The organism is Pseudomonas sp. B707 (assembly GCF_022496685.1).
Lineage (GTDB): Bacteria > Pseudomonadota > Gammaproteobacteria > Pseudomonadales > Pseudomonadaceae > Aquipseudomonas > Aquipseudomonas paraglycinae.
This window is the reverse complement of the sequence record NZ_WTVE01000026.1, coordinates 355,309-380,999: the sequence shown is the minus strand read 5'-3', so window position 1 is coordinate 380,999 and position 25,691 is coordinate 355,309. Positions and strand designations below refer to the sequence as shown.

24 protein-coding genes are annotated in these 25,691 nt (G+C 60.6%); 7 read left to right on the top strand and 17 right to left on the bottom strand.

What is annotated here, in order from left to right:
* Positions 1-90 precede the first annotated feature (90 nt).
* Entirely contained in the window at positions 91-1,719 is a 1,629-nt protein-coding gene (locus GQX66_RS16610; protein ID WP_007954654.1) for a glucan biosynthesis protein D, read from the top strand.
* Positions 1,720-1,840: 121 nt separating this feature from the next.
* On the opposite strand, the gene GQX66_RS16605 is transcribed toward GQX66_RS16610, so the two are convergent.
* From GQX66_RS16605 to GQX66_RS16590, 4 genes are all read right to left on the bottom strand, one after another.
* Positions 1,841-2,374 carry a GNAT family N-acetyltransferase gene (locus tag GQX66_RS16605; RefSeq protein WP_134023670.1) on the bottom strand — a complete coding sequence of 178 codons (534 nt, stop codon included), beginning with the start codon at positions 2,372-2,374 and terminating at the stop codon, positions 1,841-1,843.
* Between the two features lie 91 nt (positions 2,375-2,465).
* Positions 2,466-3,572 (bottom strand): NADH:flavin oxidoreductase/NADH oxidase, encoded by a 1,107-nt coding sequence (locus GQX66_RS16600; RefSeq protein WP_007954650.1) that lies wholly within the window; start codon positions 3,570-3,572, stop codon positions 2,466-2,468.
* A 231-nt stretch (positions 3,573-3,803) separates the two neighbouring features.
* Positions 3,804-5,513, bottom strand: coding sequence for a single-stranded-DNA-specific exonuclease RecJ (recJ, locus tag GQX66_RS16595; RefSeq protein ID WP_240870061.1), 1,710 nt, complete (start codon positions 5,511-5,513; stop codon positions 3,804-3,806).
* A gap of 54 nt (positions 5,514-5,567) precedes the next feature.
* On the bottom strand, positions 5,568-6,110 hold the full coding sequence (locus tag GQX66_RS16590) for a YaeQ family protein (RefSeq protein ID WP_007954646.1): 543 nt from the start codon (positions 6,108-6,110) through the stop codon (positions 5,568-5,570).
* 146 nt (positions 6,111-6,256) lie between these two features.
* Here GQX66_RS16590 and GQX66_RS16585 point away from each other — a divergent pair, with 146 nt between their 5' ends.
* Positions 6,257-7,456, top strand: coding sequence for a CaiB/BaiF CoA-transferase family protein (locus GQX66_RS16585; protein WP_129973723.1), 1,200 nt, complete (start codon positions 6,257-6,259; stop codon positions 7,454-7,456).
* Between the two features lie 13 nt (positions 7,457-7,469).
* Positions 7,470-8,363 (top strand): TIGR02285 family protein, encoded by an 894-nt coding sequence (locus tag GQX66_RS16580; protein ID WP_240870059.1) that lies wholly within the window; start codon positions 7,470-7,472, stop codon positions 8,361-8,363.
* 174 nt (positions 8,364-8,537) lie between these two features.
* Here the strand turns inward: GQX66_RS16580 and GQX66_RS16575 are convergent, their stop codons facing one another.
* The 7 genes from GQX66_RS16575 to xerD form a co-directional block, all read right to left on the bottom strand.
* Positions 8,538-8,819, bottom strand: coding sequence for a DUF3509 domain-containing protein (locus tag GQX66_RS16575; RefSeq protein ID WP_127797022.1), 282 nt, complete (start codon positions 8,817-8,819; stop codon positions 8,538-8,540).
* A 163-nt stretch (positions 8,820-8,982) separates the two neighbouring features.
* Positions 8,983-9,390: a response regulator gene (locus GQX66_RS16570; protein WP_085747025.1), complete on the bottom strand. Its 408-nt coding sequence runs from the start codon at positions 9,388-9,390 to the stop codon at positions 8,983-8,985.
* 118 nt (positions 9,391-9,508) lie between these two features.
* Positions 9,509-10,879, bottom strand: coding sequence for a transporter substrate-binding domain-containing protein (locus GQX66_RS16565; RefSeq protein ID WP_240870089.1), 1,371 nt, complete (start codon positions 10,877-10,879; stop codon positions 9,509-9,511).
* Between the two features lie 119 nt (positions 10,880-10,998).
* Entirely contained in the window at positions 10,999-12,408 is a 1,410-nt protein-coding gene (gene thrC / locus GQX66_RS16560; RefSeq protein ID WP_085747023.1) for a threonine synthase, read from the bottom strand.
* A gap of 109 nt (positions 12,409-12,517) precedes the next feature.
* On the bottom strand, positions 12,518-13,822 hold the full coding sequence (locus tag GQX66_RS16555) for a homoserine dehydrogenase (RefSeq protein ID WP_018926703.1): 1,305 nt from the start codon (positions 13,820-13,822) through the stop codon (positions 12,518-12,520).
* A gap of 131 nt (positions 13,823-13,953) precedes the next feature.
* The gene (gene dsbC / locus GQX66_RS16550; protein ID WP_007954633.1) at positions 13,954-14,685 is read right to left on the bottom strand and encodes a bifunctional protein-disulfide isomerase/oxidoreductase DsbC; all 732 of its coding nucleotides are present in this window, start codon (positions 14,683-14,685) and stop codon (positions 13,954-13,956) included.
* Positions 14,686-14,828: 143 nt separating this feature from the next.
* Positions 14,829-15,725: a site-specific tyrosine recombinase XerD gene (gene xerD / locus GQX66_RS16545; protein WP_102718370.1), complete on the bottom strand. Its 897-nt coding sequence runs from the start codon at positions 15,723-15,725 to the stop codon at positions 14,829-14,831.
* Positions 15,726-15,832: 107 nt separating this feature from the next.
* On the opposite strand from xerD, the gene GQX66_RS16540 reads away from it, so the two are divergent.
* Positions 15,833-17,641, top strand: a complete 1,809-nt coding sequence (locus GQX66_RS16540) for a sodium:proton antiporter (RefSeq protein WP_085747022.1) — start codon at positions 15,833-15,835, stop codon at positions 17,639-17,641.
* Between the two features lie 117 nt (positions 17,642-17,758).
* Here the strand turns inward: GQX66_RS16540 and GQX66_RS16535 are convergent, their stop codons facing one another.
* The 6 genes from GQX66_RS16535 to ffh all read right to left on the bottom strand — a co-directional run bounded on the left by GQX66_RS16535 (position 17,759) and on the right by ffh (position 21,834).
* Positions 17,759-18,172 (bottom strand): acyl-CoA thioesterase, encoded by a 414-nt coding sequence (locus GQX66_RS16535; RefSeq protein WP_011332614.1) that lies wholly within the window; start codon positions 18,170-18,172, stop codon positions 17,759-17,761.
* Between the two features lie 90 nt (positions 18,173-18,262).
* Entirely contained in the window at positions 18,263-18,613 is a 351-nt protein-coding gene (gene rplS / locus GQX66_RS16530) for a 50S ribosomal protein L19 (protein WP_003175895.1), read from the bottom strand.
* A gap of 45 nt (positions 18,614-18,658) precedes the next feature.
* Positions 18,659-19,411: a tRNA (guanosine(37)-N1)-methyltransferase TrmD gene (trmD, locus tag GQX66_RS16525; RefSeq protein ID WP_085747021.1), complete on the bottom strand. Its 753-nt coding sequence runs from the start codon at positions 19,409-19,411 to the stop codon at positions 18,659-18,661.
* A gap of 3 nt (positions 19,412-19,414) precedes the next feature.
* The gene (rimM, locus tag GQX66_RS16520; RefSeq protein WP_007954628.1) at positions 19,415-19,951 is read right to left on the bottom strand and encodes a ribosome maturation factor RimM; all 537 of its coding nucleotides are present in this window, start codon (positions 19,949-19,951) and stop codon (positions 19,415-19,417) included.
* Positions 19,952-19,956: 5 nt separating this feature from the next.
* The gene (gene rpsP / locus GQX66_RS16515; protein WP_003198088.1) at positions 19,957-20,208 is read right to left on the bottom strand and encodes a 30S ribosomal protein S16; all 252 of its coding nucleotides are present in this window, start codon (positions 20,206-20,208) and stop codon (positions 19,957-19,959) included.
* Positions 20,209-20,457: 249 nt separating this feature from the next.
* Positions 20,458-21,834 carry a signal recognition particle protein gene (gene ffh, locus GQX66_RS16510; protein ID WP_007954627.1) on the bottom strand — a complete coding sequence of 459 codons (1,377 nt, stop codon included), beginning with the start codon at positions 21,832-21,834 and terminating at the stop codon, positions 20,458-20,460.
* Positions 21,835-22,043: 209 nt separating this feature from the next.
* Here ffh and ccsA point away from each other — a divergent pair, with 209 nt between their 5' ends.
* From ccsA to GQX66_RS16495, 3 genes are all read left to right on the top strand, one after another.
* Positions 22,044-22,856 (top strand): cytochrome c biogenesis protein CcsA, encoded by an 813-nt coding sequence (gene ccsA / locus GQX66_RS16505; RefSeq protein ID WP_007954625.1) that lies wholly within the window; start codon positions 22,044-22,046, stop codon positions 22,854-22,856.
* A 12-nt stretch (positions 22,857-22,868) separates the two neighbouring features.
* Complete coding sequence (locus GQX66_RS16500) at positions 22,869-24,110, top strand: transporter associated domain-containing protein (RefSeq protein ID WP_085747020.1); 1,242 nt, start codon at positions 22,869-22,871, stop codon at positions 24,108-24,110.
* A 235-nt stretch (positions 24,111-24,345) separates the two neighbouring features.
* Complete coding sequence (locus GQX66_RS16495; RefSeq protein WP_240870057.1) at positions 24,346-25,662, top strand: MFS transporter; 1,317 nt, start codon at positions 24,346-24,348, stop codon at positions 25,660-25,662.
* Positions 25,663-25,691: the final 29 nt, after the last annotated feature.

Below are 25,691 nucleotides of genomic sequence, written 5' to 3'. Positions count from 1 at the left end.
TAGCGTTTGGCCGAAGGCTTGTCCGAACCGTAATTTCTGATCCAGTACGTGCCAGGAACGGCGCGGGATTGTCCACGACAGGTTGTATTTATGCACCGCAGGAATTTGCTCAAAGCGTCCATGGCCATTGCGGCTTACACCGGCCTTTCCGCCTCCGGCCTGCTCGCCGCACGCGCCTGGGCCGCCTCTGGCGGTGCCGCCGACGGTGAAGCCCAGGCCTTCGACTTCGAGACGCTGAAGCGCCAGGCCAAGCAACTGGCCGGCAGCGCGTATCAGGACACCAAACAGGTGCTGCCGCCGACCCTGGCGACCATGACCCCGCAAAACTTCAACGCGATCCGCTACGACGGCGAGCATTCGCTGTGGAAGGAGAACAAGGGTCAGCTCGATGTGCAGTTCTTCCACGTCGGCATGGGTTTTCGCCAGCCGGTGCGCATGTATAGCGTCGATCCGAAGACTCGCACGGCCCGCGAGGTGCATTTCCGCCCTCAGCTGTTCAACTATGAGAACACCTCGGTCGACACCCAGCAGCTCAAGGGCGATCTGGGGTTTGCCGGTTTCAAGCTGTTCAAGGCGCCGGAACTGGATCGGCATGACGTGGTGTCGTTCCTCGGCGCCAGCTACTTCCGCGCGGTGGATGCCACTGGCCAATATGGCCTCTCCGCCCGTGGCCTGGCCGTCGACACCTACGCCAAGAAACGCGAAGAATTCCCTGACTTCACCAAGTTCTGGTTCGAGACCCCGGATCAAAACGCGACCCGCTTCGTGGTCTACGCACTGCTCGACTCGCCGAGCGCGACCGGCGCCTATCGCTTCGACATCGATTGCCAGGCCGAGCGCGTGGTGATGGAAGTCGACGCCCACATCAATGCCCGCACCGCCATCGAACAACTGGGCATTGCGCCGATGACCAGCATGTTCAGTTGCGGCACCCACGAGCGCCGGATGTGCGACACCATTCACCCGCAGATCCATGACTCGGATCGTCTGGCCATGTGGCGCGGCAACGGCGAGTGGATCTGCCGCCCGCTGAACAATCCGGCGACCCTGCAATTCAACGCCTTCGCCGACACCGATCCGAAAGGTTTCGGTCTGGTGCAGACCGATCACGAATTCGCCAACTACCAGGACACTGTCGATTGGTACAGCAAGCGTCCGAGCCTGTGGGTAGAACCTACAACCGCGTGGGGCGAAGGCTCCATCGATCTGCTGGAAATTCCTACAACCGGTGAAACCCTCGACAACATCGTTGCGTTCTGGACGCCGAAGAAACCGGTAGCGGCCGGCGACTCGCTGAACTACGGCTACAAGCTCTACTGGAGCGCCCTGCCGCCGGTCGGCACGCCGCTGGCGCGGGTACATGCGACCCGTTCGGGCATGGGTGGATTCGTCGAGGGCTGGGCTCCGGGCGAGCACTACCCGCCCGTCTGGGCCCGTCGTTTCGCCGTGGACTTCACCGGTGGCGGTCTGGATCGCCTGCCGCAGGGTACCGGGATCGAACCGGTGGTGACTTGCTCCAACGGCAAGGTGCAGGACTTCAGCGTGCTGGTGCTGGATGACATCAAGGGCTACCGGATCCTGTTCGACTGGTACCCGACCAATGACAGCGTGGAGCCGGTGGAACTGCGCCTGTTCATCCGCACCAACGACCGCACGCTGAGCGAGACCTGGTTGTACCAGTACTTCCCGCCGGCGCCGGACAAGCGCAAGTACCCTTGATGATTCTCTGACGTCAGATCGGGCCTCATCGCTGGCAAGCCAGCTCCCACATGGATATCGATTGATCACAGAGTTTGTGTACAACGGAAAACCTGTGGGAGCGAGCTTGCTCGCGATGGCGTCAGTCCAGGCGACAGTAAAAGTGGATATCGTGGGGTTCAAGATCAAACAACTCGGGATCCGGTTGTGCCAGCAACCGGCAACCGTGGCGCTGATAGAACTCCACGGTATTGCGTGATTCGGTTGCCGAGACGTACAACGCTTCGGCACCGACCTCTCGGCCATGCTCGCAGGCCAAGGCAAACAATCGCCCGCCCAGTCCCTGCCCACGCCAGACACGGCTGATGTGCAAAAACTTCAACTGCCGCATCTTCAGGCCCTGATTGTGAATAACCCGGTTATCCACAACTACGGCCGCCACCAATGTCTCGCCATCGAAAAGCCCGTGTAGCCATCCGCCGCTGCGCCAGCATTTTTCCAGTACCCGCGTATTCTCCTCCGCCTCCCCTTCGGGCCAGCCGCGCATGTCGAAACGCGCCGGATACAGAATCAGCTCACCGTTCTCTACGCGATAGCACTCCTCGACCAACTCACTGCGGTCGATCAGCGCCAACAGCGGCAAGTCCGATTCAGTCAGCTCTCGTTCGATCAACATTGCGGTCCATTCCTTTGCGATTCCAAACGACAGGCAAGAAAAAACCCGCCGGTTCAATGGCGGGTTTTATAGGCTTTGCGAACGATCGGAATCAATCCCGCAGATCAGACTCGTGAATCGGCTGATCCCGATGAGTCGCACGTTGATACTGCGCCGGCCACACCGCTTTGCGTCCGCCCAGGTCATCGTCGGCATGCAGCGGCCAGTAAGGATCACGCAGCAACTCACGGGCGAGGAAGATGATGTCGGCCTGACAGGTTCGCAGGATGTGCTCGGCTTGGGCCGGCTCGGTAATCATTCCCACGGTGCCGGTGGCGATGCCTGACTCCTTGCGTACCCGTTCGGCGAAGCGTGTCTGATAACCCGGCCCCACAGGAATTTCGGCGTTGACCGCCGTGCCGCCCGATGACACGTCGATCAGATCAGCCCCCAAGGCTTTCAGGCGTCGCGCCAGCTCCACGGTTTCATCAGGGTTCCAGCCATCCTCGACCCAGTCGGTGGCCGACAGGCGCACAAACACCGGCAGTTCTTCCGGCCACACCGCGCGTACCGCCTCGGTCACTTGCAGCACCAGACGAATGCGGTTTTCGAACGAACCGCCGTACTGGTCGCGGCGCTGGTTGCTGAGCGGCGAGAGAAACTGGTGCAGCAGATAACCGTGCGCCGCATGCACCTCGACCACACTGAAACCGGCGGTCAGAGCACGTTTGGCCGCTGCCACGAAGTCCTGAATGACCTGGGCGATCTGCCCCTCATCAAGTTGTTTCGGTTGGGTGTGTTGCGGGTCGAAGGCAATCGGCGAAGGACCGACAGGCGTCCAGCCACCGTCATCCGGTTTGACACTGCCATGCTTGCCGATCCACGGCCGGTGAGTACTGGCCTTGCGCCCGGCGTGAGCCAATTGAATGCCGGCCACTGCGCCCTGCGCGTTGATGAAACGGGTGATGCGTTGCAGCGGTGCGATCTGTTCGTCGTTCCACAAGCCAAGGTCTTCGGCGGTGATCCGCCCGTCGGCCGTGATCGCCGTGGCTTCGGTAAACACCAGGCCAGCGCCCCCCACGGCACGGCTGCCGAGGTGCACCAGATGCCAGTCGTTGGCCAGGCCATCGACGCTGGAATACTGGCACATGGGCGACACGGCGATGCGGTTGGACAGGGTCAGTTGGCGAAGGGTAAAGGGTTCAAGCAGCAGACTCATGGGGCACCTCTCAAATCAGTGGGCAGGCTCCAGGGTTCTGTTTGAAAAGTCGACGAGTGACAGGAAAAAGGTGCAGCACCCGCCCCCGCGGGCAAAAAATTCGACAAGACGTCACAAGGCCAATCAAGCAGTGCTTAGAGCCTAGTCGACATCCGGGGATGAGGGAGGGTTCCGAAATGAAACAGCACAATTGAAGATGCCTGCGCCCTTCAGTAAAGGGCGCAATGATCTTTAGCGCGGTTCGATGTGGGCAATCATCAACTGCACGGTCTCATTGCCGCGAAACTCGTTCAGATCGAGCTTGTAGGCCAGTTCGACCCATTTGATCGTGGGGTTCGGCCAGATATCGCGATCGATGCCGAAGGCGATGCCATCCAGCTTCACCGAGCCGCACTCAGTCTTCAGCACCACTTTCAGGTGCCGCTCGCCGACCACTCGCTGCTCGACCAACTGGAATACGCCGTGGAACAGAGGCTCCGGGAAATGCTGGCCCCACGGCCCGGCGTGACGAAGGGCCCGAGCCAGTTCCAGATGAAACTCCTCGACCGCCAGCGTGCCGTCCGACAGCAGGCGCCCGGTCAGATCTTCTTCGCGCAGCTGCCTACGCACCTCAGCGTCAAATGCCTTGGCGAACAACGGAAAATTCTCCTGCGGCAAGGTCAGACCGGCCGCCATCGCGTGGCCACCGTACTTGCTGATCAGATCCGGATGTTGTGCCGCGACCACGCTCAGCGCGTCACGAATATGGAAACCCTGCACCGAACGGCCCGAGCCCTTGAGCAGACCGTCACCGGCATCGGCGAAGGCGATGGTAGGGCGGAAATACCGCTCCTTCATCCGCGAAGCCAGGATACCGATGACCCCCTGGTGCCATTCCGGATCGAACAGGCAAAGACCGAACGGCATCGACTCAACCGGCAAGTCCTTGAGCTGGGCCAGCGCTTCACGCTGCATGCCTTGCTCGATGGATTTGCGGTCCTGGTTCATGCCGTCCAGTTGCGCGGCCATTTCCCGGGCCAGCGCAGCATCGTGGGTCAGCAGGCATTCGATGCCCAGGCTCATGTCATCCAGACGCCCCGCCGCGTTCAGGCGCGGGCCGACGATAAAACCGAGGTCGGTAGAAGTAATGCGCGAAGCTTCACGTTTGGCCACTTCCAGGATCGCCTTGATCCCCGGCCGCGCACGTCCGGCGCGAATGCGTTCCAGGCCCTGGTGCACCAGAATCCGGTTGTTGGCGTCCAGCGGCACCACGTCGGCAACGCTGCCCAGCGCCACCAGATCCAGCAGTTCGCCGATGTTCGGCTGTGGTTTGCTCTCGTACCAACCAAGGCTGCGCAGTCGTGCGCGCAAGGCCATCAACACATAGAAAATCACCCCGACACCGGCCAGCGCCTTGCTCGGGAACTCGCAGCCGGGCTGGTTCGGATTGACCAGCGCATCGGCCTGCGGCAGTTCATCGCCGGGCAAGTGGTGATCGGTGATCAACACCTTCAGGCCGTGACGTTTCGCTGCTGCCACACCTTCGACGCTGGAAATACCGTTGTCGACGGTGATCAACAGTTGCGGCTCGCGGGTCATCGCGACTTCGACGATTTCAGGGGTCAGGCCGTAGCCATATTCAAAGCGGTTCGGCACCAGATAATCGACATGCGCCGCGCCCAGCAGGCGCAAACCGAGCACGCCCACGGTGCTGGCCGTCGCGCCGTCGGCATCGAAATCGCCGACGATCAGGATCCGCTGACGCTGCTCCAGCGCCGTCACCAGCAGATCCACCGCCGCATCGATCCCTTTGAGCTGCTGGAACGGAATCAGCCGCGCCAGGCTCTTGTCCAGCTCCGCCTCGGACTGCACGCCCCGCGCCGCGTACAGGCGGGTCAGCAAAGGTGGCAGTTCACCGAGAAACGGCAGAGTGGCGGGCAACGGGCGAGGATCGATACGCATGGGGTGACAGAAGCTTCTCTTGAATACGTGGGATTTTTCGGGAGTAACGCGGACTTAACCGCGCTCGCCTTGCAGCCAGGTGAGCTGGACTTCGTGCTGGCCACGGTCGTCAGTGACGAAGATCGTGCCTTCGCTGATCATCACGTCCCACTTGATGACGCGGGGCATGTCCTGGGCCAGGGTTTCCAGCACTTCCTGCGGCACGGCGGCAATGTTGACGTTCTTCAGATTTTTGATCGCCGGGATCACCTTGCCTTCCCAGACACGCAGGCTGCCGTAGGCCAACAGGCTGGTGCGCTCGGTGCGACGGGAGCACCAGGTCAGGCGATCAGCGTCAGGCTGGCCGACTTCGATCCAGTGCAGGACGCGGTCATCCAGGCTCTTTTCCCACAACGCAGGTTCGTCCACGTCCGACAGACCACGACCGAACGACAGTTGCTCGTTGTACCAGAGCGCGTAGGCCAACAGGCGTACGGTCATGCGTTCTTCGGTTTCCGAAGGGTGACGGGCGATGGTCTGCTTCACGTTCTCGTAGACGCTGCGGTCGAGATCGGTGAGGTTCAGTTCGAATTTGTAGGTAGTGGACGGCTGGGCCATGAACGGGCTTCTTGATACGAGGAAAGTCGGCAAGTCTAACCGATGCTGTAGGCAATCCACGAATTGATGGCGATCAACCTTGCGCGACTGACAGCCGGCTATGTTAAAACGCTGTATCTGCTCAGCCTTGTCCTACAGGATCTCGCATGCCGTTCGCCAACAAACCGCTCAGCGGTCTGAAAGTCATTGAATTGGGTACTTTGATTGCCGGGCCGTTTGCCTCGCGCATCTGCGGCGAATTCGGCGCCGAAGTGATCAAGATCGAGTCGCCGGACGGCGGTGATCCGTTGCGCAAATGGCGCAAGTTGTACGAAGGCACCTCGCTGTGGTGGTTCGTCCAGGCACGCAACAAAAAGTCCCTGACGCTGAATCTGAAACACCCCGATGGCCTCGCGATCCTGAAAAAACTGCTGGGTGAAGCCGACATCCTGATCGAGAACTTCCGCCCCGGCGTGCTGGAAAAACTCGGCCTGAGCTGGGAGACCCTGCACGCGCTGAACCCGAAACTGGTGATGGTGCGCCTGTCCGGCTTCGGCCAGACCGGGCCGATGAAAGATCAGCCTGGGTTCGGCGCGGTCGGCGAATCCATGGGCGGCCTGCGCTACATCACCGGTTTCGAAGACCGCCCGCCGGTGCGCACCGGGATTTCCATTGGCGATTCGATTGCTGCTTTGTGGGGCGTGATCGGTGCGTTGATGGCCCTGCGTCATCGCGAGGTCAACGGCGGTCTCGGCCAAGTGGTCGATGTGGCGTTGTACGAAGCGATCTTCGCCATGATGGAAAGCATGGTGCCGGAGTTCGATGTGTTCGGCTTCATTCGCGAGCGCACCGGCAACATCATGCCGGGCATCACACCATCATCGATCCACACCAGCGCCGACGGCAAACACGTGCAGATCGGCGCCAACGGCGATGCAATCTTCAAGCGCTTCATGCTGATCATCGGCCGTGAAGATCTGGCCAATGACCCGGCGCTGGCCAGCAACGACGGGCGCGACACCCGCCGCGATGAGTTGTACGGCGTGATAGACCGCTGGGTGAATTCGCTGCCGCTGCAAACCGTGCTGGACCTGCTGAACCAAGCCGAAGTGCCGGCCAGCCGGATCTTCAGCGCCGAAGACATGTTCAACGATCCGCAGTACCTGGCCCGGGAAATGTTCCTGCACGCCAAACTGCCGGATGGCAAACCCTTCAAGATGCCGGGCATCGTGCCGAAACTCTCTGAGACACCCGGCACGTCCGAATGGGTCGGACCGCAGCTCGGTGAACACAATGCGCAGGTACTCCACGATCTTGGCTACGACGAGAAGCAGATCGCCCGCCTGCGCGAAAACGGAGCCATCTGACCTGAAGCGCCTGATGCCCTCGGCTTCGAACCGCGCCCACCATTGGTGGACCTGGCGGTTGTTTGGCCTGTTATTCCTGCTGGTGCTACCGGCGTGGGTGCAGGCCAAGCCAACGCTGATCTGGCTATTGCGCGACCTGCCGCCGCTGACGATCTTCGAGGGTCCGAAAAAGGGCCAGGGCGTTATCGATCAATTGATGCCGATGCTGATTGCCGGCATGCCGCAATACGAACACACCTTGATGCGGGTCAATCGCGCCCGTGGCATTCAAATGCTGCATGAACATCCCTTCGCCTGCGATCCGTCGCTGATCTGGAACAAGGAACGGGCACAGTGGATCGCGTTCTCCATTCCCGCGTTTCGCGCGGTCAGCAATGGTCTGGTGGTGCGTCAGAGAGACCGCGAAGTGCTGGAGCCGTTTCTGGTCGAGGGCGAAGTCGATCTGTCGGCGTTTCTGGCCAACGGTGAGCGAAAAGTCGGCGTGGTCGCAGAACGCAGTTATGGCGAGTACATCGATACATTGCTGCATCAGGCACCGAGCGGCGCGTTGACGCCGCATTACGGCAACGATGCGCTCAGCAGCCTGCTGTCGATGCAGCGCCTGGGACGTTTGCAAGTGGTGCTGGGTTACTGGCCGGAGATCCGTTATCAGGCGCGGCAGGCCGAGATCGCCGAGGACGAACTGCTGTTCTTCCCGATTCGCGGCACGGGCAAGTACCTGTCGGGCCATGTCGGCTGCACCGACACCACGGCGGGTCGACAGGCGATCACGGAAATCAATCAGCTGTTACGCACCCTGCCCCACGAGCATCTCAACCAGCTCTACGCCGACTGGCTCGACCCCGAGAGGCGCCAGGATTATCTGGAACAGGCGCGGATTTTCTTCGAGCAACAGGCCGCGCAGTGAAATCCGGGCAAAAAGAAACCCCGAGAAGTGGGGAGACGACTCGGGGTTAAACGTGGTCTGTATCAAAGACCCGTAGCAGCAAGCGACAAGCACCGGAGCACAATGCTTGATCCTGCTGTTACGGGGTCTGACTGACTTGGGTGCAGGAAGGTTCCCACAATTGAAAAATCAGTTTCAGAGGGGCGGGTGCTTGTCGAGGGCTGCGTTTCGCAACGCCGCGATCACACAGGGTTCCAGCCGGCCTTCGGCAATCAGGATGTCACGGTGCAGGCCGTCGACCACATCCGTCAGCTGGCGCTTGTCGCTCAATTGCGCCTGATTGAATTCGCGCTCCACCACGATCGCGCCGCTGCCGTTCTTCAAGGTCACCAGGCATTCGCCATGGCGACCGCGAGGGGTCAACGTCACTTGATACGGGCTCAGAGCCTCACCGAGCAATAGACTGATACTTTCCATCTCGATCTCCACTCAATAGTCCGAAACACAGTGTCTGGGGCGTGTTCACAGTAAATGACCACCGGCCCGAGAAGAAAGTTCTGCTTGTCACCGGCCTCTCCCGGAGCGTCACCGGCCTATCGGAGCATGCATGGTGAAGATGACAGAAAAATAACCGTGGGGGTCAAGCGTCGACGGAATGCCTGGGGATGGTCATGTAGGTGTCCAGCAGTGCCCTCATCAATACCGCCGAAACGGGAGTGTGCAGGCGGCCCAGCAATATGATCCGGTGCTCGCCCAGCAAGGTTTCCAGATCGTCCAGCAGGGTGGGTGCCACAGCCCCCAGCAGAATCAGTGCACGTGCTTCCTGCCGGTCGGCCATATGCCGGATCAGCGCCAGCCCGTCACCGTTCTGCAATTGTGGATTGCACAGGGTGATGTCGACGGCTCCGCGACGTTCCAGTGAGCGCTTTGCCGAGCCCAGCGACGGTGCGGTCAGAACATCGTAGATACCAATGGCGTTGAGCATCTGGTGCAACGCCATCAGCTGGAACGGATTGGGTTCTAGAATCAGGATCTTGAGCGAGCGCATGGGACGACCTCTGGAGCGACAATCGCGGATTCACGCCGCAGTGGCCTGTCACTCTAGGGCAGTGGTCCTAAGCCTCCCATCAGAAAAGGAATCGCTGCTTATAGGACTTTTCCCATCTTTAATGCAGACATCGACACCCGCTCTCCTTCCGCCGCTCGGTGATGTCCGTCCAGCCCCCGAGCAGGCCTCGCAGTTTTCCATCGACACTGTAAAACGGCACCGTCCATTGATAGATCTGACGGGGGCCGCTCTTGAACATCAGTTGCCGCTTGCTGAAGCGTGTTTTACGCGTACCCAGCTGCGCCATGAATTCGTCGTGCAGCATCAATGCCGTGGCCTGTGGAAGTGCATCGAACTCGAACAGCATCCGGCCCTGCACCTGCTCCTGCCGGACCGACAGCGCATCTTCGTAACTGCGGTTGCACATGATCAACCGACCCTGCAGATCGCGCACGAACACGGGGTCGGGCATCGCATCGATCAATGCATGTTGAAAGGCCAGTTGATCACCCAGATTCTTTTCGGCTGCCCGTCGCTGCTTCACTTCTGCCGCCAGTCGACGGTTCCACATCAAAGGCAATAGCCCGAACACGCCAAGCCCGCCCATCGCCCAGCAACCCCACTTGATCAGGAGCGAGCCGATCGAGGGTGTCGGCGCAGGAGAGACGCCATCCAGCCACTTCAGGCGCATGGAACGAAGCTCCGCCGCGGAGAAGGCGCCCAATGCCTTGTTGAGGATGCTCACCAGCTCGGGCAACCCTTTGCGTACTGCCAGATGGTCGGCCTCCCACTTGCCCTCCACGAGACCACCGACCTTGAGCAGGCCGGAGGGAAACAGCTGAGCGCCGATCTCGTTTTCGATGGTGGCATAGGCCTCGCCACTTTCCACCAGCGCCCGAGCCTCGGCATAGGTCTTGACCGAACGAATCGGGATTGATGGGTAGTCGCGTCGAATGCTGTCCTCCAGCGCATGCCGGGCCGGCAGCACCAGGACTCGCTTGGACAGCATATCGAGCGACCGTATTGCCGGTTCGCCTGAATGACCGACGAACACCCACCCTGCACCGCCGAACGCGTGACTGAAGTCCAGAAATGCCTTGCGCTCCTCGTTCATTGCCAACGTCGTGCTGATGTCGGCCACGCCACTCTGGAGCCGTTCCAGCATGTGGTCGGTGGAAAACGATTCCTGATGAACGAACTGCAATCCGGTCATGGCGCTGATGTGCTTGAGCACATCGTTGTTCAGGCCGCTCCATTGGCCATGTTCGTCCTGAAACAGATACAACGGGTATTGCACAGAGGCGACGGTCACACGAGGGTTATCTCGAATCCACTGACGCTCATGCTCATCCAGCTCGATGGGCTGAATAGCCTCCACCGTGTCGGGGTGTCTCGCCAGATGGGCGGCTTCGACCCACTGTGACAACCCGAAGCTCCCCGATAAAAACAACCAGCACAGGGCTGGTTTCAATCCTGAAAAAAACCGCATTGCCACATCCTTCGTCATCGACTCGCCCGTCCTTCGTGGGCGAAACGCGCGCAGTGTGGCATGCAAAAACAAGAAAGCCCGTCAGGAGACGGGCTTCAAAATGTGACAGCTTTGCGGTCTTAAAGAGGCTTGCCGCGGTTGCCATGCTGGCTGACAAAGGCTTGTACGGCTTTGAGCTCGTTCGCCAGCACAGTGCAGCGCTCTTCTCTCTCAAACAAATCAGAAAGATGTGCAGGCAGTTCGAGAGCTTTTCCTACACCGGCTTTCTCCACCGCGTCCGGGAACTTGACCGGATGCGCCGTGCCCAGAATCACCATCGGGATATCCAGGCTGCGACGACATTCACGAGCGGCCTTCACGCCGATGGCGGTGTGCGGATCCAGCACTTCCCCGGTCTGTTCGTAGACTTCGGCGATGGTTTCGCAGGTTTGCGCATCGTCCACAGCCAGCGAGTCGAACAGTTTGCGTGCCTCGGTCCAGCGTTCCTGTTCGACGCTGAAGCCGCCGCCCTGCCTGAACGAATCCATCAGCCCGGCAATCGCCGCGCCGTTGCGACCGTGCAGGTCGAACAGCAGGCGTTCGAAGTTCGACGAGACCATGATGTCCATCGACGGCGACAGCGTGGCGTGCAGGGTTTCCTTGACGTACTGGTTGCCGCTCATGAAGCGGTGCAGGATATCGTTGCGGTTGGTGGCGACGATCAACTGGTTGATCGGCAGGCCCATGTTGCGCGCCAGGTAACCGGCGAAGATGTCGCCGAAGTTGCCGGTCGGCACCGAGAACGACACCGAACGCGCCGGGCCGCCCAATTGCAGCGCTGCGTGGAAGTAGTAAACGATCTGGGCCATGATCCGCGCCCAGTTGATCGAGTTGACTGCCACCAGACGGGTGCCCTTGAGGAAGCTCTGGTCGGCGAAGCTGGCCTTGACCATTTCCTGGCAGTCATCGAAGTTGCCTTCGATGGCGATGTTGTGGATGTTCTCACCGAGAATGGTGGTCATCTGCCGACGCTGCACTTCGGACACACGGTTGTGCGGGTGCAGGATGAAGATGTCGACGTTTTCGCAGTGCTTGCAGCCTTCGATGGCGGCCGAACCGGTGTCACCGGAGGTGGCGCCGACGATGACCACGCGCTCGCCGCGCTTTTCCAGCACGTAGTCGAGCAAACGACCGAGCAGTTGCAGGGCGAAGTCCTTGAACGCCAGGGTCGGGCCGTGGAACAGCTCCAGCACCCATTCGTTGCCGTTCAGCTGACGCAGCGGCGCAACGGCGTTGTGGGCGAACACACCGTAGGTTTCTTCAAGAATCTTTTTGAAATCGGCGTCCGGAATGCTGCCGGTGACGAACGGGCGCATGACGCGGAAAGCCAGCTCGTGATACGGCAGGCCGGCCCAGGAAGCGATTTCTTCCTGGGTGAAACGTGGCAGGTTTTCCGGGACGTACAGACCGCCGTCGGTTGCAAGACCGGCCAGCAGGACGTCTTCGAAATTCAGGGCCGGTGCCTGGCCGCGGGTACTGATGTAACGCATAGGGGCAAACCTTTGGTTTGAGCCTCAAGCTACGAGTTACAAGCTTCAAGTAAAAGCCGGACTGCTTTTCTCTTGCTGCTTGCAGCTCGAAGCTTGCAGCTGTTTCTGTTTAGTTCAAGTGCTCGACGCGGATCCGCACAACCGGACCGACCACGCCCGCCAGCGCTTCGAGGGCGGCGATCGCATCGTTGATGTGCTGCTCCAGCACGCGGTGGGTCAGCAGGATCATCGGCACCAGGCCGTCGTGTTCCTCGACTTCCTTCTGCATGATCGACTCGATGTTGATGCCGCGCTCAGAGAGGATGCTCGCCACCTGAGCGAGTACACCCGGATGGTCCTTGGCCTGGATGCGCAGGTAGTAGGCGCTTTCGCAGGCTTCGATCGGCAGGATCGGATGGGCCGACAGCGAGTCCGGCTGGAAGGCCAGGTGCGGCACGCGGTTTTCCGGATCGGAGGTCATGGCGCGAACCACGTCCACCAGATCCGCGATCACCGACGAAGCAGTCGGCTCCATGCCGGCGCCGGCGCCGTAGAACAGGGTCGAACCGGCAGCGTCACCGTTGACCATCACCGCGTTCATCACGCCGTTGACGTTGGCGATCAGACGATCGGCCGGGATCAGCGTCGGGTGTACGCGCAGCTCGATGCCGGCGGCGGTGCTGCGTGCCACGCCCAGGTGCTTGATGCGGTAGCCCAGCGCTTCGGCGTAATTCACGTCGGCGGTGGTCAGCTTGGTGATGCCTTCGGTGTAAGCCTTGTCGAACTGCAGCGGAATACCGAACGCGATCGATGCCAGGATCGTCAGCTTGTGCGCGGCGTCGATGCCCTCGACGTCGAAGGTCGGGTCGGCTTCGGCGTAGCCCAGCGCTTGCGCCTCGGCCAGCACGTCTTCGAAGGTGCGACCCTTCTCGCGCATTTCGGTGAGGATGAAGTTACCGGTGCCGTTGATGATCCCGGCGACCCAGTTGATACGGTTGGCGGACAGGCCTTCACGGATCGCCTTGATCACCGGAATGCCGCCGGCGACCGCCGCTTCGAATGCCACGATCACGCCTTTCTCGCGTGCCTTGGCGAAAATTTCATTACCGTGAACGGCAATCAGAGCCTTGTTCGCGGTGACCACATGCTTGCCATTCTCGATGGCCTTGAGTACCAGCTCGCGGGCAACGGTGTAGCCGCCCATCAGCTCTATGACGATGTCGATCTCAGGGTTCGTGGCCACTTCGAAGACATCGTTGGTAATCGCAATACCGGTCGTCTGGAACTGAGGCTTTGGCGTGCGCATGGCAATTTGTGCCACTTCGATTCCACGCCCGGCACGACGAGCAATTTCCTCGGCGTTGCGCTGAAGTACGTTGAAGGTTCCGCCACCGACGGTCCCTAACCCACAGATGCCTACTTTGACCGGTTTCACTGTGAACTCCCCATAAAACGGCCGACGCGAGGCCGGCCGTGAAAACAACCGCAGGTTCGCGGCTCTCTGTTGATGGCCCGGCAATCCTGCCGCCGGACCACGCTCGTCACACCAGGGCGTGACGATGCGAATTACTTCGCGCCCAGCGCCAGTTTGGCGACTTGTGGCGCAGGCTGGTAGCCCGGAATGACTTGTCCGTCAGCCAAAACGATGGCCGGCGTACCGTTCACACCGATCGACTGGCCTAGGGCGAACTGTTTGGAAACCGGGTTCTCGCACTTGGCGGCCTTGATTTCCTTGCCATCGACCATTTTGTCCATGGCGGCTTTCTTGTCTTTCGAGCACCACACGGCTTGCAGTTGCTCGTCACCCGGCGAGCCTAGGCCCTGGCGCGGGAACGCCACGTAACGCACTTCGATGCCGCGCTTGTTCAGCTCAGGCACTTCGGCGTGCAGCTTGTGGCAATACGGGCACGTGGTGTCGGTGAAAACGGTGATGTGCGACTTGGTTTCGCCCACGGCCGGGTAAACCACGGTCTCGGCCACCGGAATCGCATTGATCAGTTTGGAAATGCCCAGGCGCTCGGTCTTCTCGGTCAGGTTGACCGGTTTGCCGTCCTTGAGCTGGAACATGTAGCCCTGAACGATGTACTGGCCGTCGGCGCTGGCGTAAAGCACGCGGCTGCCCTTGAGCTTGACTTCGTACAAGCCCGGCAGCGGGCTGGCGGTGATGGTGTCCACCGGCACGTCGAGCTGGAGGTTTTCCAGGCTTTGGCGAATCGCTTTGTCGGCCGCGTCATCGGCGACGGCAAAGGTGCTGACCAACGCAATGGCTGCGGCGGCGAAAATCTGGGTCAGACGCATGAGAACTCCTGAAGGCGGACAAATGGAACGATCAGAACGCCCGTGCCGGAACACCGGGTCATAACCGCCCATCGTGCAAACCGGCAAAGCCTACCACATAAGGCTCCCGTGGCCGAATGCGCCTGTCGCAAGACAAATGGCGCTCAGCCGCGCGGGTGATGTTTGGCATGCAGATCCTGCAAACGTGCCCGGGCGACGTGAGTGTAGATCTGCGTGGTCGACAGGTCGCTGTGGCCCAACAGCATCTGCACCACCCGCAAATCGGCGCCATGGTTGAGCAGGTGTGTGGCAAACGCGTGACGCAAGGTGTGCGGCGACAGCGATTTACCAATGCCGGCGACCTTGGCCTGATGCTTGATGCGGTGCCAGAAGGTCTGGCGGGTCATCTGCTCGCCGCGCTGGCTGGGGAACAGCACATCACTGGGGCGCCCGCCCAGCAGCTCGCTGCGGCCATCGCGCAAGTAGCGCTCGACCCAGACAATCGCTTCCTCGCCCATTGGCACCAACCGCTCCTTGCTGCCCTTGCCCATCACCCGCAACACGCCCTGACGCAGGTTGACCTGTTCCAGAGTCAGACTGATCAGCTCGGTCACCCGCAGCCCGCAGGCATACAAGACTTCGAGCATGGCGCGGTCGCGCTGGCCGATGGCTTCGCTCAGGTCTGGTGCCTTCAGCAAAGCTTCAACGTCGGCTTCCGACAAGGATTTGGGCAATGGCCGACCGAGTTGCGGCATATCCACGCGCAAGGTCGGATCGACCGAAATCAGTTTTTCCCGCAGCAGGTAGCGATAAAAGCCACGCACACCGGAGAGAAATCGCGCGGTGGAGCGAGGTTTGTAGTTCTGTTCCAGACGCCAGGCCAGGTGGTCGAGGATCAGTTCGCGACCGGCATTGATCAGCTCGAGACCTTTGTCCTGCAACCAGCCGTTGAACAGCGCGAGATCGCTGCGGTAGGCGTCGCGAGTGTTGTCGGAGAGACCTTTTTCCAGCCAGAGGGCGTCGAGAAACTGGTCGATCAGTGGGTGGTCGATGGCAGGCATGGGCGCTCAAGACACGCAGGCTTGGCACTGCGCGCAAATAAAGAGTGAACGGTTGAAATGGCCGCTAGTCTTTCATAGCCCGCTATTTCAAGGAACAGGGAGCTTCAATGAACGAGCAGCAAATTCTGTTGGCTTTCGGTGGTATCGGTGCCGCCGCGCTGGGCTGCCAATGGCTTGCCTGGCGCCTGAAACTGCCGGCGATTCTGTTTCTGCTGCTGACCGGCATTCTGGCGGGCCCCGTGCTGGGCTGGCTCGACCCGCAGGAAATGTTCGGCCCGCTGCTGATGCCGCTGGTGTCGCTGGCGGTGGCGCTGATTCTGTTTGAAGGCAGCCTGACCCTGCACCTGTCGGAATGGCGCGAGATCGGCAGCGTCGTGCATCGCCTGGTCACCATCGGAGCGCTCTCGACCTGGATAGTGATTGCGGTCGCGACCCACTGGCTGCTGGGCTTCGACTGGCTGCTCGCCATCCTGTTCGGCAGCCTGACCCTGGTTACTGGCCCGACCGTGATCGTGCCAATGCTGCGCGTGGTGCGGCCGAAGGCTTCGATCGCCAACATCCTGCGCTGGGAAGGGATTGTGATCGACCCGATCGGCGCGCTGCTGGCGGTGGTGGTCTACAGCTTCATCATTGCTCGGTCCGAAGGAAATGGCCTGGAACAGAGCCTGCTGACATTCGGCGGGGTGATTGCCTGCGGCAGTGCGTTCGGCGTCGCCGGTGGCTGGCTGCTCGGCACGATCATCCGGCGCCAATGGCTGCCGGAGTATTTGCACAATCTGGCATCGCTCGCCGCGGTGCTGGGGATATTCATCGCCGCCAACCAGGTGATGCACGAATCCGGGCTGCTGGCGGTGACGCTGATGGGCATGTGGCTGGCGAACATGAAGGGCGTGGACGTGCGGCATATCCTGCACTTCAAGGAAAACCTCAGCGTGCTGCTGATTTCCGGGCTGTTCATTCTATTGGCGGCGCGACTGGATCTGAACGCTTTGATCAGTCTCGGGCCGCTGGTGCTGATTCTGTTGCTGGTGATCCAGTTGATCGCCCGACCGCTGAACGTGGTGCTAAGTACCGCCGGTTCGGGTCTGAGCTGGCGTGAGCGTGCATTGTTGTGCTGGATTGCCCCGCGCGGGATCGTCGCGGCGGCAGTCTCGGCGATCTTTGCGATTCGCCTGGATGAAGCGGGCCATGAAGGTGCATTGTTGCTGGTGCCGCTGACCTTCGCGGTGATCATCGGCACCGTCGTACTGCAAAGCGCGACTGCCCGGCCACTGGCCCGACTGTTGAAAGTTGCGGAACCAGCGCCCAGCGGCTTCCTGATCGTCGGGGCGAACGGGCCTGCGCGCCTGCTCGGCAAGTCGCTGCAACAGCTGGGCAGCCGGGTGCTGCTGACGGATTCAAGCTGGGAGAACATCCGCGCGGCGCGCATGGATGGCTTGCCGACCTACTTTGGCAATCCGGCTTCGCAGCATGCCGATGCGCATCTGGACCTGGTCGGACTGGGGCATCTGCTGGCGCTGTCACCGTCGGGCGAACTCAATACGCTGGCGGCCATGCGCTTTCGCCATGACTTTGGTCATCAACGATTGTTCGGACTGGCCAGTGGTCAGGAGAGCCGACGCAGCGACAAGCACCGCGCCAGCCTCGAACATCGCGGCAATCAACTGGGGAGCGAGGCGCTGACTTACGCCAGACTCGCCAGCCAATTGGGCCAGGGCGCCGACCTGTACAGCACGACATTGACGGACGGGTTCGGCTGGGACGATTACCGGGCGCTGCATGGCAACCGCGCGACGCTGCTGTTCATGCGCGATGACAGCGGCTGGGTGCATGTCGTGACACCGGAAACCGTGTTGAAGCCGGGACCGGGGTGGACGTTGCTGGCGCTGATTCAGCCGGAGAGTGGCAGCGCCTGATAGAACAAATCGCGGGCAAGCCCGCTCCCACAGTGTCCGTGTCGAACACAACATCAGCGGACAACACAAAATCTGTGGGAGCGGGCTTGCCCGCGAATGCCGCGGCTCGGTGCTGGATCAGGCCGCGAAACCCGGCAGCACCGGCACCGGACGCTTGTCATCATCGATGGCAACAAAGCTGAACTGCCCGTGAATGGCCTTCTCACGCCCGTCACAGCTCATGCTTTCGACGAACACTTCCACCTCGACCTTGAGACTGGTGTTGCCAACCTTGATCACTCGCCCGACCAGTTCGACGATAGAGCCCGCCGGTATCGCGTGATTGAAGTCGATACGATCGGTGGACACGGTCACCAGCGGCAAACGGCAAAACCGCGTGGCGGTGATGAACGACACTTCGTCCATCCAGGCCAGTGCGGTGCCGCCGAACAGGGTGTTGTGGTGATTGGTGGTCGGCGGGAAAACCGCCTTGGTCACGCGGGTCACCGAGAGTTCGGTGCGGCGTTCGATTTCTTGCTCGCGAGGGGTCATGGGTCAGGCCTGGAACGGAATGCTGTGGATAAATTGCGGGCAACAAAAAAGCAGCCCGTAGGCTGCTTTTTTCTGCATCGGAAGCTGGACTTAAGCCAGTTTTTCCTTGATGCGAGCTGCTTTACCCGACAGGTCGCGCAGGTAGTACAGCTTGGCTTTACGTACGTCACCGCGACGTTTAACAGCCATGCTGTCGATCTGCGGGGAGTAGGTCTGGAAAGTACGTTCTACGCCAACACCGTTGGAGATTTTACGAACGGTGAACGCACTGTTCACGCCGCGGTTACGCTTGGCGATTACAACGCCTTCGAACGCTTGCAGACGGGAACGATCGCCTTCCTTCACTTTCACCTGAACGACGATGGTGTCGCCCGGGGCAAAGGTAGGGATTTCTTTGGTCATCTGCTCTGCTTCGAGTGCAAGGATGATTTTGTTGGTCATGCTGTGCTCCTAAGGTAAATCGTCTGATCTACCATCGATACGTTGTTAACTATCGTCCCGCTCGCGGATGTATTCCTCGAGCAGCTTCTTCTCTTCTCCAGAAAGCGAGCGGCTTTCCAGAAGATCGGCGCGTCGTTCATAGGTCCTACCAAGGGACTGCTGTAAACGCCAACGCCGGATATGCGCGTGATTGCCACTCAGCAACACGTCGGGAACACGCTGATCCGCATACACCTCAGGTCGGGTGTAGTGCGGGCAATCCAGCAGACCATCCGTAAAGGAATCTTCCTCAGCGGAATCCGCATGCCCTAAAGCTCCGGGCAGCAGTCGTGTAACCGCATCGATCATGACCATGGCCGGCAGCTCGCCGCCAGACAACACATAGTCACCAATCGACCACTCTTCATTGACATGAGCATCAATAAAACGCTCGTCAATGCCTTCATAGCGACCGGCAATCAGGATCAACGCATCCGATTTAGCCAGTTCGCGTACCGCCGACTGAGTCAGTTGACGGCCTTGGGGGGACAGGTAAATCACCTTCGCCGCCTCCCCGGCTGCTGCCTTGGCCTGAACCAGAGCATCTTCCAGGGGCTTGATCTTCATCACCATGCCCGGACCACCGCCAAACGGGCGATCGTCCACAGTGTGATGCCGATCCGTCGTGTAATCCCGCGGATTCCAACAGGTCAGCTGCAAGAGCCCCTGTTTGACCGCACGACTGGTAATGCCGTACTCACTGATGGCCGAGAACATCTCGGGAAACAGCGTAATGACGTCTACGCGCAGGCTGGCCATTGCTTAGAAGTCCGCGTCCCATTCCACCCTCATCACGCCTGCTTCCAGGTCGATTGCCAGCACGCATTGCTCCGTATAGGGCAACAACCGCTCGCGATCATCCAGGCTGCCGACGCAGGGCTTGACCACCAATACATCGTTCGCGCCGGTCTCCAACAGGTGATCAACCTTGCCGAAGAATTCTTCGTTCTGGTTGATGACACTCAGACCCTGCAACTGGTACCAGTAGTACTCGTCGCCAGTCAGGTTGGGCAAAAGGCTTCGCGAGATGCAAATCTCGTAACCACTCAGAAGACGGGCTTCATCGCGATCGTCGAGGCCTTTGAGCTTGGCAACCAGATCCTTTTGAGTGGATCGGCCGCTGACCAGCTCGACCTGCTTTACCACGCCTTCGCGCCGAAGCGTCCAGTTGCGGTAGTTCAACAGGTTTTCAATCGGATCGGTAAAGGAAAAGACCTTCACCTCGCCGCGAACGCCGTGAACCGAAAAAATCTTGCCGACAACGATCAGGTCATCAGCTTTTTCTGGCGTCGCGCTCATACTGCTCAGGCTGCAGCCTTGGCAGATTCCTTCAGCAACTGAGCAACACGCTCAGAAGGCTGTGCACCAACGCTCAGCCAGTAGGCAACGCGCTCTTGGTTCACGGACAGACGAACTTCCTGACCACGGGCAACAGGGTTGAAGAAACCAACCTGTTCTTTGTGGGAACCGTCACGCGGGTTGCGGGAGTCGGTTACGGTCAGGTGGTAAAACGGGCGCTTTTTGGAGCCGCCAAGGGCAAGACGGATTGTTAGCATGTGAACATCGTTCCTGTAGTCGGTGCTGCAAATCTAAATGCACAGCGGGCATGGGTGCCCGAAAGGCCGCATATTCTAAGGAATATCCGGACTTTTGCAAATGACTTTTTCCGGCGCCTGTGGCATGCCGTGCAGATTTGCATATGGGGCCGTCGTTCAAAACGGCCGGTCAGCTCCCGCCGAGTGCGGGTTTGCTGTTGATCCTGCGTCCTTGCAGGGTCTGCGCCGGTGCGACGACCGGCGAAGTCTTTACATCTTTGGCATGCCGCCGCCGGGCAACATACCGCCCATGCCGCGCATCATTTTCGCCATTCCGCCCTTGGCGGAGAATTTCTTCATCATCTTCTGCATCTGCTTGTGCTGCTTGATCAAGCGACCGATGTCCTGCACCTGGGTGCCGGAACCCATGGCGATCCGGCGCTTGCGCGAACCACTGATCAGCTCAGGGTCGCGGCGCTCGGCCGGGGTCATGGAGTTGATGATGGCTTCCATCTGCTTGAACTGCTTCTCTGCGGCGTTCTGGGCGTTGCCCATTTGCGAGAGATTGACGCCGCCGATGTTCGGCAGTTTGTCCATGAGCCCACCTAGGCCGCCCATGTTCTTCATCTGTTGCAGCTGATCGCGGAAGTCTTCGAGGTCGAAGCCCTTGCCCTTCTTCAGCTTTTTAGCAAGCTTGTCGGCCTTGTCCTTGTCGAGCGTCGCTTCAGCCTGCTCGATCAGGCTGAGCACGTCGCCCATGCCGAGGATCCGCGAAGCGATACGCTCGGGGTGAAACGGATCGAGCGCTTCGCTCTTCTCGCCCATACCGATGAACTTGATCGGCTTGCCGGTGATTGCGCGAACGGACAGCGCGGCACCGCCACGGGCATCACCGTCGACCTTGGTCAGGATCACACCGGTCAGCGGCAGTGCATCACCGAAGGCCTTGGCCGTGTTGGCCGCGTCCTGACCGGTCATGGCGTCGACCACGAACAGGGTTTCAACCGGATTGATCGCGGCGTGCAGCGCCTTGATCTCGCCCATCATCTCTTCGTCGATGTGCAGACGACCGGCGGTGTCGACGATGACCACGTCGATGAATTTCAGTTTTGCTTCTTTAATAGCCGCGTTGGCGATGTCGACCGGTTTCTGGCTCAGGTCGGACGGGAAGAACGTCACACCGATGTCGTTGGCCAGGGTTTCCAGCTGTTTAATAGCAGCAGGACGGTAGATGTCCGCCGACACGACCATGACCGACTTCTTCTTGCGCTCTTTAAGGAAGCGCGCCAGCTTGCCGGCGGTGGTGGTTTTACCCGCCCCCTGCAGACCGGCCATCAGAATGACGGCAGGCGGCACGGCGCTCAGGTTCAAGTCTTCGTTGGCCGCGCCCATCAGGCTTTCGAGTTCGGCCTGGACGATCTTCACGAACGCCTGGCCCGGCGTCAGGCTGCGCGACACCTCGGTGCCGACAGCGCGTTCCTTGACCGAATTGACGAAGTCCTTGACCACCGGCAGGGCGACGTCGGCTTCGAGCAACGCCATGCGCACTTCGCGCAGGGTGTCTTTGATGTTGTCCTCGGTCAGTTTCGCCTTGCCGGTGACATGGCGCAGCGTCTGCGAAAGACGGTCGGTTAAGTTTTCAAACATTGCGCGATCCTTTCAGGCCCTGTGTAGACCGGGATAATGGCGGCCCAGACCGGAATCAACATGTGCTCGGCGAGCCTGCGGCGTGGGCAGGTCGCGGATTATAGCGAAGACTGCGTCCGGCGGACACCTCGCTGTCAGCTTGCCGGTCTTTCGTGCAACGGCGGTTCTATGCCAAACTCAGCGCCTTTCGGGCTTGCCTAACAGGATTTATGCTCCCCTTGTCACCGAGTTTGCTGACCACCCTCGCCGCCGCCCTTCTCTATGCCGCTGCGACTCTCTATCAGGGCACCCGCCTGGCCACTGGCGCCAAGGCCAACAAGCGCCTGCTGGTCTCGCTCGGCGTCCTCGCCGTGCTGGCCCACAGCGCCAGCCTGCTCACCCATTTATTGACGCCGATCGGTCTGGGCCTGGATTTCTTCAGCGCTTCCAGCCTGATTGCGGCGGCCGTCATTGCCCTGACCCTGCTGGCCTGCTCGCGGATCCCGGTGGAAAACCTGCTGGTGCTGCTGTTCCCGCTGGGTGCAATCACGGTGCTGCTGGCGCAATTCGCGCCGACCGGCACGGTGCAGGTCATCGATGAAGAACCGGGCATTCTCGCGCACATTCTGCTGTCGATCCTCGCCTATGGCATGTTCACCATTGCGGTGTTTCAGGCCTTGTTGCTGCTGGTGCAGGATCACCAGCTCAAGCACAAGCACCCGTCCGGGCTGATCAAGAATTTCCCGCCGCTGCAGACCATGGAAAGCCTGTTGTTCGGCTTCCTCTGGGCCGGCTGGACGCTGCTGTCGCTGTCGCTGATTTCCGGCTGGCTGTTCGTCGAGAACCTGTTTGCCCAGCACCTGGTGCATAAAACCCTGCTGGCCTGCCTGGCCTGGATCGTGTTCAGCGTCCTGCTGTGGGGCCGTAACCGGCTCGGCTGGCGCGGGCACAAGGCAATCCGCTGGACCCTCGCCGGTTTCTGCCTGCTGATGCTCGCGTATTTCGGCAGCAAACTGGTTCGTGAATACATCCTGCACATCTGACGGGCGGCATAAATGGACGGTTTGCCCATAGGGCCGATGCTCGCGGTATTTGTTCTGCTGATTCTCTGGTCGGGGCTGTTTACCGCCGTCGAAGCGGCGCAACAGCACCTGCTCGCGCAACGCACCGCCTCCCGCGCCAGCGACAAGCCGCTGGCAAAGCTCAGTTTCCCGCTCGAAAGCCTGATCCTCTGCAATACCCTGTGCCGCGCCCTCGCCGTCATTCTGGCCACGCTGCTGGCAATCTTTCTCTGCGAAGAAAACGGCCCCTGGGCGGCTTGCCTCGGTGCCGGCGCCCTGCTGCTTGTCTTTGCCGACTATTTCCCCCGCGCCCTCGCCCAGCGTTATCCGGATGCGGTGTTGGCGTTCGGCAATACGCTGCTGGCGGTCCCGCTGAAGGTGGTTTACCCGCTTGCCTGGTTGCTCAGCCGCATCAGTGCTTTGCTGATGCGCCCGTTCATTCGCAAGGCCCAGGTGGTGCAACAGAGCGAAGATGATGTGCCGACGGAGCGTCATGACGACCCGGATCATCCGGTGCGCCCACACCCGGTTTCAGGCATCCATGCGCTGGACAACATCACGGTCAACGACATTCTGGTGCCGCGCAGCGATGTCGACGGCATCAACCTCGACGATCCGATCGAAGAAATCATCGAGCAATTGCGCAAGAACCGGCGCACTCGCCTGCCGGTCTTCCACAGCGATATCAATCAGGTCGAAGCGGTGCTCAACACCCGGCAGATCCGTCACCTGCTGGACAATGGCAGCCTGACCCGCGAAGCGTTGCTGGCGGCCAGTTACGAGCCGTATTTCGTCCCTGAAAGCACCCCGCTGCAACTGCAACTGCTGAACTTCCACAAGCAGCAGCGGCGTCTGGGCATGGTGGTGGACGAGTACGGCGAAGTCCTCGGCATCGTCACCCTGGAAGACATTCTCGAAGAGATCGTCGGCGAATTCGAAAGCGAGCACAGCCTCGACAATCCGCACATCCACCCACAGGCCGATGGTCGCATGGTGATCGATGGCGCGGCGTCGATTCGCGAACTGAACAAATGCCTGGGCTGGCACCTGCCCAGCGACGGCCCCCGGACGCTCAATGGCCTGGTAACCGAAGCGCTGGAAACCATCCCGGAAAGCGCGGTCTGCCTGAAGATCGGCCGCTACCGGCTGGAGATTCTCGAAACCGAGGAGAACCGGGTGAGCAAAGTCCTGATCTGGCACACCACTTCGGCCCCGGCGCTGGCCACGGCGCGCTAGACAGCCCCTTGTTCAATCGTTAGCCACCTTCCTATAATCGCGGTGCTTACCCAAGCCCCGCCGAACCGCGTGCTTACCCCGCACCCGACAAATTCCGGCCGGTTCATTGGCAATATCCGCATCACACCGACGACTGTTCCTACCTGAAGCAGCGATCGCGCCTCATCCCACATCCCTGGGTGTTCGACCATAATAATTCGCTCCAACGGAGCTCATGACTGTCAGGGATCACCGCATGACGACCAGTACCGCTTACAGCGACACCACGCCTGCCCAACCGACCAACTCCGCCACCCGCGTGGCCACGGCGAGCTTCATCGGCACGGCCATCGAGTTCTACGATTTCTACGTCTACGCCACCGCCGCTGCGCTGGTGATCGGGCCGGTGTTTTTCCCGCAGACTTCCGGCACGGCGCAGATGCTCTCGGCATTTCTGACCTTCGGCATCGCCTTCCTCGCCCGACCTTTGGGTTCGGCGCTGTTCGGCCACTTCGGTGACCGGATCGGGCGCAAATCGACCTTGGTGGCTTCGCTGCTGCTGATGGGTGTCTGCACCACGCTGATCGGCGTGCTGCCGGGTTACGACAGCATCGGGGCCTGGGCGCCGATCCTGCTTTGCGTGCTGCGCTTCGGCCAGGGCCTGGGATTGGGTGGCGAATGGGGCGGCGCGGCGCTGCTGGCCACCGAAAACGCCCCGAAAGGTAAACGGGCGTGGTTCGGCATGTTCCCGCAGCTCGGCCCTTCGATTGGCTTTCTGGCCGCCAATGGTCTGTTCCTGTCCTTGGCCATGACGCTCAATGACGAACAGTTCCGCAGCTGGGGCTGGCGGATTCCGTTCCTGCTCAGCGCCGTGCTGGTGATAGTCGGGCTGTACGTGCGCCTCAAACTCCACGAAACCCCGGTGTTCGCCAATGCCATCGCCCGTCAGGAGCGAGTGAAAGTTCCGCTGGTCGAGCTGTTCAGCCAATACTGGGCACCGACGCTGCTGGGCGCCGCCGCCATGGTGGTCTGCTACGCACTGTTCTACATCTCGACGGTGTTTTCCCTGAGCTACGGCGTATCCACATTGGGTTACAGCCGCGAGACATTCCTCGGGCTGCTGTGCTTTGCGGTGCTGTTCATGGCGGCTGCCACGCCTTTGTCGGCGTGGGCAAGTGACCGTTACGGGCGCAAGCCGGTGCTGATCGTCGGCGGTGTGTTGGCAATTCTCTCCGGGTTTCTGATGGAGCCGCTGCTGACTCAGGGATCGACCTGGGGCGTGGCGCTGTTCCTGTGCATCGAGCTGTTTCTGATGGGGGTGACATTCGCCCCGATGGGTGCGCTGCTGCCGGAACTGTTTCCGACGCATGTCCGGTATACCGGTGCATCGGCAGCCTACAACCTCGGCGGCATTGTCGGAGCCTCAGCGGCGCCGTTCTTCGCGCAGAAACTGGTGGCGATGGGTGGTTTGAGTTACGTCGGCGGGTATGTGTCGGCGGCCGCGGTGCTCAGCTTGATCGCTGTGCTGTGCCTGAAGGAAACGCGTAATAACGATTTGAATCAGGTGTCGTAAATGCCCTGATCGCTCCCGCCCGATGCGGG

Coding starts and splice junctions, on each gene's coding strand:
- GQX66_RS16495 (WP_240870057.1), top strand. CDS start 24,346: ATGACGACCAGTACCGCTTACAGCGACACCACGCCTGCCCAACCGACC.
- GQX66_RS16610 (WP_007954654.1), top strand. CDS start 91: ATGCACCGCAGGAATTTGCTCAAAGCGTCCATGGCCATTGCGGCTTAC.
- xerD (WP_102718370.1), bottom strand. CDS start 15,725: ATGCCTGCCATCGACCACCCACTGATCGACCAGTTTCTCGACGCCCTC.
- ffh (WP_007954627.1), bottom strand. CDS start 21,834: ATGTTTGAAAACTTAACCGACCGTCTTTCGCAGACGCTGCGCCATGTC.
- GQX66_RS16575 (WP_127797022.1), bottom strand. CDS start 8,819: ATGGAAAGTATCAGTCTATTGCTCGGTGAGGCTCTGAGCCCGTATCAA.
- GQX66_RS16590 (WP_007954646.1), bottom strand. CDS start 6,110: ATGGCCCAGCCGTCCACTACCTACAAATTCGAACTGAACCTCACCGAT.
- thrC (WP_085747023.1), bottom strand. CDS start 12,408: ATGCGTTACATCAGTACCCGCGGCCAGGCACCGGCCCTGAATTTCGAA.
- GQX66_RS16585 (WP_129973723.1), top strand. CDS start 6,257: ATGCCGTTCGCCAACAAACCGCTCAGCGGTCTGAAAGTCATTGAATTG.
- trmD (WP_085747021.1), bottom strand. CDS start 19,411: ATGGCCAGCCTGCGCGTAGACGTCATTACGCTGTTTCCCGAGATGTTC.
- GQX66_RS16605 (WP_134023670.1), bottom strand. CDS start 2,374: ATGTTGATCGAACGAGAGCTGACTGAATCGGACTTGCCGCTGTTGGCG.
- dsbC (WP_007954633.1), bottom strand. CDS start 14,685: ATGCGTCTGACCCAGATTTTCGCCGCCGCAGCCATTGCGTTGGTCAGC.
- rplS (WP_003175895.1), bottom strand. CDS start 18,613: ATGACCAACAAAATCATCCTTGCACTCGAAGCAGAGCAGATGACCAAA.
- GQX66_RS16500 (WP_085747020.1), top strand. CDS start 22,869: ATGGACGGTTTGCCCATAGGGCCGATGCTCGCGGTATTTGTTCTGCTG.
- rpsP (WP_003198088.1), bottom strand. CDS start 20,208: ATGCTAACAATCCGTCTTGCCCTTGGCGGCTCCAAAAAGCGCCCGTTT.
- GQX66_RS16565 (WP_240870089.1), bottom strand. CDS start 10,879: ATGCGGTTTTTTTCAGGATTGAAACCAGCCCTGTGCTGGTTGTTTTTA.
- GQX66_RS16570 (WP_085747025.1), bottom strand. CDS start 9,390: ATGCGCTCGCTCAAGATCCTGATTCTAGAACCCAATCCGTTCCAGCTG.
- GQX66_RS16600 (WP_007954650.1), bottom strand. CDS start 3,572: ATGAGTCTGCTGCTTGAACCCTTTACCCTTCGCCAACTGACCCTGTCC.
- recJ (WP_240870061.1), bottom strand. CDS start 5,513: ATGCGTATCGATCCTCGCCCGTTGCCCGCCACTCTGCCGTTTCTCGGT.
- ccsA (WP_007954625.1), top strand. CDS start 22,044: ATGCTCCCCTTGTCACCGAGTTTGCTGACCACCCTCGCCGCCGCCCTT.
- rimM (WP_007954628.1), bottom strand. CDS start 19,951: ATGAGCGCGACGCCAGAAAAAGCTGATGACCTGATCGTTGTCGGCAAG.
- GQX66_RS16540 (WP_085747022.1), top strand. CDS start 15,833: ATGAACGAGCAGCAAATTCTGTTGGCTTTCGGTGGTATCGGTGCCGCC.
- GQX66_RS16535 (WP_011332614.1), bottom strand. CDS start 18,172: ATGACCCCTCGCGAGCAAGAAATCGAACGCCGCACCGAACTCTCGGTG.
- GQX66_RS16580 (WP_240870059.1), top strand. CDS start 7,470: ATGCCCTCGGCTTCGAACCGCGCCCACCATTGGTGGACCTGGCGGTTG.